This is a genomic window from Aquidulcibacter sp. (assembly GCF_049239865.1).
In the GTDB taxonomy this organism is placed as follows: domain Bacteria; phylum Pseudomonadota; class Alphaproteobacteria; order Caulobacterales; family Aquidulcibacteraceae; genus Aquidulcibacter.
In genome coordinates, this window is record NZ_JBMLTR010000134.1 from 47,077 (window position 1) to 53,324 (window position 6,248).

The 6,248-nt window shown below is 56.1% G+C and carries 6 protein-coding genes; 2 read left to right on the plus strand and 4 right to left on the minus strand.

Annotation, left to right across the window (positions count from 1 at the left end):
• Positions 1-9: 9 nt before the first annotated feature.
• The 4 genes from ACOVRA_RS10010 to ACOVRA_RS10025 form a co-directional block, all read right to left on the minus strand.
• Entirely contained in the window at positions 10-843 is an 834-nt protein-coding gene (locus ACOVRA_RS10010; RefSeq protein ID WP_421720171.1) for a sulfite exporter TauE/SafE family protein, read from the minus strand.
• A gap of 156 nt (positions 844-999) precedes the next feature.
• Complete coding sequence (locus ACOVRA_RS10015) at positions 1,000-1,653, minus strand: glutathione S-transferase (protein WP_421720172.1); 654 nt, start codon at positions 1,651-1,653, stop codon at positions 1,000-1,002.
• A 16-nt stretch (positions 1,654-1,669) separates the two neighbouring features.
• A complete protein-coding gene (bla, locus tag ACOVRA_RS10020) occupies positions 1,670-2,602 on the minus strand; it encodes a class A beta-lactamase (RefSeq protein ID WP_421720173.1) in 933 nt (310 codons plus the stop codon).
• 38 nt (positions 2,603-2,640) lie between these two features.
• Complete coding sequence (locus ACOVRA_RS10025) at positions 2,641-3,312, minus strand: TetR/AcrR family transcriptional regulator (RefSeq protein WP_421720174.1); 672 nt, start codon at positions 3,310-3,312, stop codon at positions 2,641-2,643.
• Between the two features lie 166 nt (positions 3,313-3,478).
• Between ACOVRA_RS10025 and ACOVRA_RS10030 the strand changes: the two genes are divergently transcribed.
• Both ACOVRA_RS10030 and ACOVRA_RS10035 read left to right on the plus strand, forming a co-directional pair.
• Complete coding sequence (locus ACOVRA_RS10030; RefSeq protein WP_421720175.1) at positions 3,479-4,804, plus strand: efflux RND transporter periplasmic adaptor subunit; 1,326 nt, start codon at positions 3,479-3,481, stop codon at positions 4,802-4,804.
• A partial coding sequence (locus ACOVRA_RS10035) for an efflux RND transporter permease subunit (RefSeq protein WP_421720176.1) occupies positions 4,801-6,248 on the plus strand: 1,448 nt, incomplete at its 3' end. The genes ACOVRA_RS10030 and ACOVRA_RS10035, both read left to right, overlap by 4 nt.

The following is a 6,248-nucleotide window of genomic DNA, read 5'->3' on the forward strand; positions in this document are numbered from 1 at the left end:
TGTTGAGACTTAACTAAGCCCTTCATGCAGCATCATGGCCGATGTGACGAGAAGGTAAATTCCAAATGCGCGCTTGAGCATTACCGCATTCAGCGCATGGGCGGCACGGACGCCCAAGGGCGCGGTGAAATAGGACATGGCTGCGATAGACACCGCACCTAGAAAATTGATGTAGCCAATGGAGCCCATGGGCAGGGACGCGTGTCCCCAACCAATTATAGCAAAGCCAATGGCACCGGGGATTGCGATAATCGCACCAAGGCCAGCCGCGGTTGCAACCGCGCGGTGGATGGAGCGACCGTACGAGGTCATCACGAGAATTGCGATGGTGCCGCCGCCAATCCCCAAGAGGGCAGAGAAGCCGCCCAGAAAGGTTGCCAAGCCCGCTCTCAAAGGGCCCGTCGGCATGTCGCGCGCAATCGGGTCTTTGCGCTCTAGAATGGGGAATACAAAGTGCAAGCCCATAATGAACACGCCAGTCGCAAACACCAGAACCAGCACCTGGCCTTTCACAGAGCCCGCCAGAACCAGACCGCCAGCAACACCAAGGACAATCCATGGGGCCCAAGATTTCAATATTTCAAAGTCGACAACACCTCTGGCTGCATGGGCTTGAACCGAACGCAGAGAGGTGACGATGATGGTTGCCAAGCTTGTGCCAACAGCGACATGGGTAATCACGCTCGGGTCCACCCCGAAATAATGATAGACTGCGATTAAAGCAGGCACGACCACAAAGCCGCCGCCAATGCCAAATAGGCCCGCAGCGAACCCTGCCGTTAGTCCTGCCGCCATGAGCGCCAAAACCAGCGGTATCTGAACAGCTAATTCCCCCATATTCATCAAAAGACTTGCCCCACGCCCTGTTGAGAATTCAACGTCCAGATAGCGCTATCACGGGTCCGCGAGGACAAAAGGCAGGTGGCTCAAAATTTCGTGAATTTAGGTGACATGCAATTCAGATTGAATTTGGATTGCGCAAGTAGCGTATAGTTTTGCTCAATCCATAGGCGAAATGATGACGGGGTCGCCACCATAGACTGGAACCTGACTCGATTCCCAAACGGGAAATTTGGTCATGATTTGGGAAAACAACGCCCCTTCCGTAAAGTGAGCGAGCCACGCGCGAAGCCGATTTACGGGCACTTTGTGGAACCAATCGGGGTCCACTGCCGCAAATTGGCGAATGAATGGGAACAGACAGATATCGACCATCGAAGGCGATTGTCGCGCCAAAAACGCCGCTTCCGCGAGGCGTCCTTCTAAGTCCATTAGAATTTCTAAGCCCAGCTCTCGTGCGGTTTCCATCGGCACTTCATATCGCTGCGGGTACTTATATTGATCCAAATAGACCTTGAAGGGCCCATCGTTGCGATCAACCAGCGCTTCTGTCTGCGGACCCCAGCCGTCGAGCCAATGCTCCGGATCATTGTGCTCGAGGGCATAGCGCATGATGTCACGGCTTTCCTCGATGACTTGGCCATTCGGCAAGACGACTACAGGCACGGTGGCCTTTGGCGAGACGGCCAACATCTCGGCTGGCTTGGCTTTCAACGATACTTCTCGGACTTGGTGGCGCAGACCCGCAACAGCCAATGCCATCCGCGCCCGCATGGCATAGGGGCACCGACGAAACGTGTAGAGAATGGGCAAAGCGGGCTCCATGCCCTTAGGCTATCGCCCATCGGGCTGCGATGCGACCTGCTTCAGCCAACACGGCCTGGAACTCGTCGCGCATGTCGCCATAGCCAATATTGGTATTGAAATAGGCAGCAATGATCAGCGGTGCCCGCCCGGGCGGCCAGACGATGGCCACATCATTATATTTGTCCGTCATCCCTTCACTCATCGCCGTCCCGGTTTTATCACCAGCCTTCCAATCAACCGGCAAGCCAGCCCGAAGCCGCTTGGTGCCCGTCTGGGTTTCAATCATCCAGCCAATCAACAAGTCTCTTGAAGCTTGCGAGAGGTAATCGGTCGTCAGATAGCGGGCGACGAGACGCGCCATGGCGGCAGGCGAGGTAGTGTCGCGTGGGTCATCCCCAACAACGCGGTTCATCATCGGCTCATAGCGATCAATCCGCGTAACAGGATCACCTGCGGCGCGAATCCGCTGGGTCATAGCTTCAGGCCCACCAAATTCGCGCAGAATGAGGTTGGCGGCGGGATTATCGCTGGTGATCTGGGTGGCTTTGGCAAGCTCGCCGATCGCCATTCCCCCAGCCGCAAGATTGGCCTCCGTCACCGGCGCATGGGCAACCATGTCAGCCTTTGAATAAGGGATAAACTGATCAAGTGTGCGCTTACCCGCATCGACGTCGCGCAAGACTTCTGCGGCGAGCGGCAATTTAAAAGTCGAGCACAGAGCAAAACGCTCATCCTGGCGGTGGCCAACTAATTCGCCGCTAGCAGTATCGAGAATACCCACACCAAGCCTGCCTTGCGACTTTGCTTCAAGGGCTGCGAGTTCTGCAGTAGGGGCTTGACGCGATGCTGTCTTCACGGCCGGTGCCGCGCACGCGCCAAGGCTAGAGAGGGCAAAAGTGCCTGACACGGCAAAACCCAAGAATGATCGGCGGTCGCTAAGGGGGTTCGCGGTCATCTCATTCTCCTCAAGCCAATCTCGTCGACTAGCGATGATTAGGCCTTGGCCTGATAAGCTGACAAAATGATTTCGACATGGAAGTCAATCATCGCGCCCGTGTCGCCCCACGGAAAGTCTGGTCGAGCAAGCAAAAGTGCACACAGGCCGTGCATGGTCGCCCAGAGGCTTTGCGCAAGATGATCGGTTGAGCCTTCGCGCAGATGCCCTTCATGCTGCAACAGGGCGATCTCATCGCGAAAGCTCGCAAAAGCTTGCATGCCTGGAAGAATGTCGGGGTTGAATTCTTCAACTTCGTGCATCGGGCCTTCCAGCATGAAAGCGATCCGATAGGCGGCCCCTTGTTCGAGTGCAAAGCCGATATAGCCGCGGATCATCGCTTCTAGGCGGGCTTGTGGTGGCACATCGGCAGTTCGAATTTTACCGATCAAACTTTCCAAACTGGAGAATGCCCGCGCAGACAGGGCATTGGTCAAGGCTTCCTTGGTCGCAAAATGGGCATAGAGACTGGGTTGAGAAATGCCGACGGCGTTGGCGATCATGCGGGTCGAAGTCCCGGCAATGCCATAGGTCAGAAATAGGCGCGAGGCGTGGTTGAGGATATCCTCACGTCGATCAGCCCCTTTCAGTCGATGGACAATAGTCGCGCGCGGCGCATCAGCCGAGCGGTTTTCGGACGGCGCATCAGATTTTTTTCTGTAGATCGTCACTTTTCCTCTTGACCTCACCGAAATTTGCTCCATCCTATCACTGATAGGTTAGTAGTCCAGTCTGAAATTCTCCTCCCCAGTACGGCAAAAAATGACCAAACAAAAAGAACTAAAAAGCGACCTCCCCGAAAGGGGAGGTCAAAACCTTAAACTACGTCTAAGCCTGATGGCAGGCGTTGCGTTGATCTTATCAGCCTGTGGCAATGGGGATGATAAGTCAAAAGCAGCAGAACCAGTACTTGTTGAAATCAAGCGCGCGCAAAGCGTGACTGAGCAAACAGAGATTGTTGCCACAGGATCCTTCCGGCGCGAAAAGGAAATTGACCTATCCTTCCGCATTAGTGGTGTGTTGCGTGAAGTCGGTTTCCGCGAGGGACAATTGGTCGATAAGGGCACTGTGGTTGCCAGCATCGACCCGACCCAAGTCGAAGCCCAAATCATTCAAGCGCAAGCCCAAGCCATGCAGGCAACGGCCGGCATCGGCCAAGCTGTGGAACAAGCCCGCGCAGCAACTTCCTCCATCGCCTCGGCGCGGGCGGGTCAAGCACAAGCCGAAGCCAATACCAGCCGCGCAGCTGCCGCCCTTGCGCAAGCACAAGCGGATCTTTCCAATGCGAAGCGCGACTATGATCGCGACGCGACACTGGTGCAGAAGGGCTTTGTCTCTGAAGCAAGGCTAGACGCCCGCAAGACTCGTTTAGATGTCGCTGAAGCGGCAGCGCGATCCGCAGAAGCTGGGCTGACCGCAGCGCGCCAAGGAACGCTTGCGGCAAACGCTGGGATCACGCAAGCCCAAGCAGGGGCGGGGGCGGCACAAGCTGGCGTTCAGGCGGCCTCTGGCAGAGCCCGCGCAGCTGAGGCGGTTGTGTCCGCTGCAGCCTTCGACCGACGCTGGGCTAGATTGGTTTCTCCCGTTCGCGGCATCGTCCTGACACGGGCTGCAGAGCCCGGCGAAATCACCGCACCCGGGCAACCCATCTTGACCGTCGCAGACGAGGATTCGCCCTTGATCTTGCGGACGCCTGTTTCAGACAAGGATGTTGCCCGTATCCAAGTCGGTGATTCAGTTGATGTCTATGTCTCCGCCTTAAGCAAGAATCTGAAAGGCGTAGTCACCCGCGTCGCTGAGCGCGCTGACCCCCGAACCGGGGCCTTCGACGTCGATATTGCTGTTGAAGGCGGCGGCGAGGTGAAGACTGGCTTCTTCGCCGAAGCTCGCATCAAAGCCAAGACAAGTGCTGCCCCTGTCGCGGCGAGCAATGAAGTGCTCGTTCCAACCGAAGCCCTCATTGGCGTTACCAACGGCAAAGCAAGCTTTTTCGTTCTGAATGGCGACCAAAAGACGGTACGACTTGTAACCGTCGACTTCGTTCGCCTGCAAGGCAATCAGGCCTTAGTCCGCGGCATTCCCGCGGGCCTTGGCATTGTAACATCAGGCGGGGCCTATGTGAGTGATAAGGCGCTGGTATCGGTCGTTGAGGCGAAGTCGTGATATCTGCAAACAAGTTTAATCCAGCGCGCTTCACGGTTGAGCGTTGGCAATTCACGCTGCTGGCTTTTACATTGCTGGCATTGTTGGGCTTTAGCGCATTTCAGTCGATCCCCCGATCTGAAGACCCACACTTCCCAATCCCGATCGTCATCACCAATGTGATCTTGCCGGGGGCAGATTCAAAGGATGTAGAAGAGCTTCTGGTCAAACCAATCGAAGACGTCGTGGATGGACTAGATGACGTCAAGGAAGTGCGCAGTTTTGCCGCGGATGGTGTTGCGACAGTCATTGTCGAGTTTGAGTGGAGCACCAATCCAGAGCGCAAATATGATGAAGTGATCCGCGAGGTGAATGCGATCCGCAATACGCTTCCCAGCGGCATTGTTCGGCTGGAAACGCGCCGCGCTCGCACGACTGAGACCAATATTCTGCAAGTCGCAATGGTCTCTGATCTTGTCCCCTGGAAGACGATGGAGCGCGTAGCTGATGATTTGCGCGAAGAGCTCGATCGCTCGCCGGGGGTACGCAAGGCCGAATATTGGGGGGCACCCAAGTCTGAAGCGCGTGTCTCCATCGATGCGGGCAGGCTGGCCACGATGCAGCTTTCGCCGACCCAAGTTGCTGATGCTCTGCGCAATGCTGGGATCGACACGCCGATTGGTGCGGTCCACGCTGGCGAGCGCCGTTTCAACGTCAAGACTAAAGGCGCTTACAAGAGCCTAGAGCAGATCAAGGACGTGCCAGTTTTTGCCAGTGCCAATCGCGTTGTCCGCGTTCGCGATGTTGCCGACGTCAGTTGGGACACGGCTGAGGCAAGCCATCTGACCTTTCTCAATGGCAAGCGTGCGATGTTTATCACGGTTAAGCAACGCGATAATGTTGACGTCCAAAAAGTCCGCGACGGGTTGGAAACGCGTTTACAGGCGTTTGAGAAGCGTCTGCCTCCCGGCATTAAGCTCGTGCGCGCTTTTGACCAATCGGCCAACGTCAACCATCGCCTCGGCAACCTGTATCGCGACTTCGGGATTGCTTTGGGGCTGGTACTGATCACCTTACTACCGCTTGGGATCAGGGCGGGCTTTGTCGTCATGCTCTCTATTCCGATGTCTTTGTTGATTGGTGTATTCTGGCTGCAGACAACCGGGTTCACGCTGAACCAATTATCCATTGCGGGCTTCGTTCTCTCCCTTGGGCTGCTCGTCGACGATTCCATTGTGGTGACGGAGAACATCGCCCGGCGAATGCGCGAAGGCGAAGATCGCGTCACAGCGGCCATAAATGGGACGGGTCAAATTGCGGTTGCGGTTTTGGGCTGTACGGCAACCCTCATGCTGGCATTCTTACCGCTGCTGTTCCTGCCTGAAGGGTCTGGCAAGTTCATTCAATCCTTGCCTGTCACGGTTCTGTTGACCATTGCAGCATCCTTGTTTGTCTCCTTGACGGT

Bases quoted from the DNA above. Each gene is read 5' to 3' on its own strand.
- bla (WP_421720173.1), bottom strand. From the start codon at position 2,602: ATGACCGCGAACCCCCTTAGCGACCGCCGATCATTCTTGGGTTTTGCC.
- ACOVRA_RS10030 (WP_421720175.1), top strand. From the start codon at position 3,479: ATGGCAGGCGTTGCGTTGATCTTATCAGCCTGTGGCAATGGGGATGAT.
- ACOVRA_RS10010 (WP_421720171.1), bottom strand. From the start codon at position 843: ATGAATATGGGGGAATTAGCTGTTCAGATACCGCTGGTTTTGGCGCTC.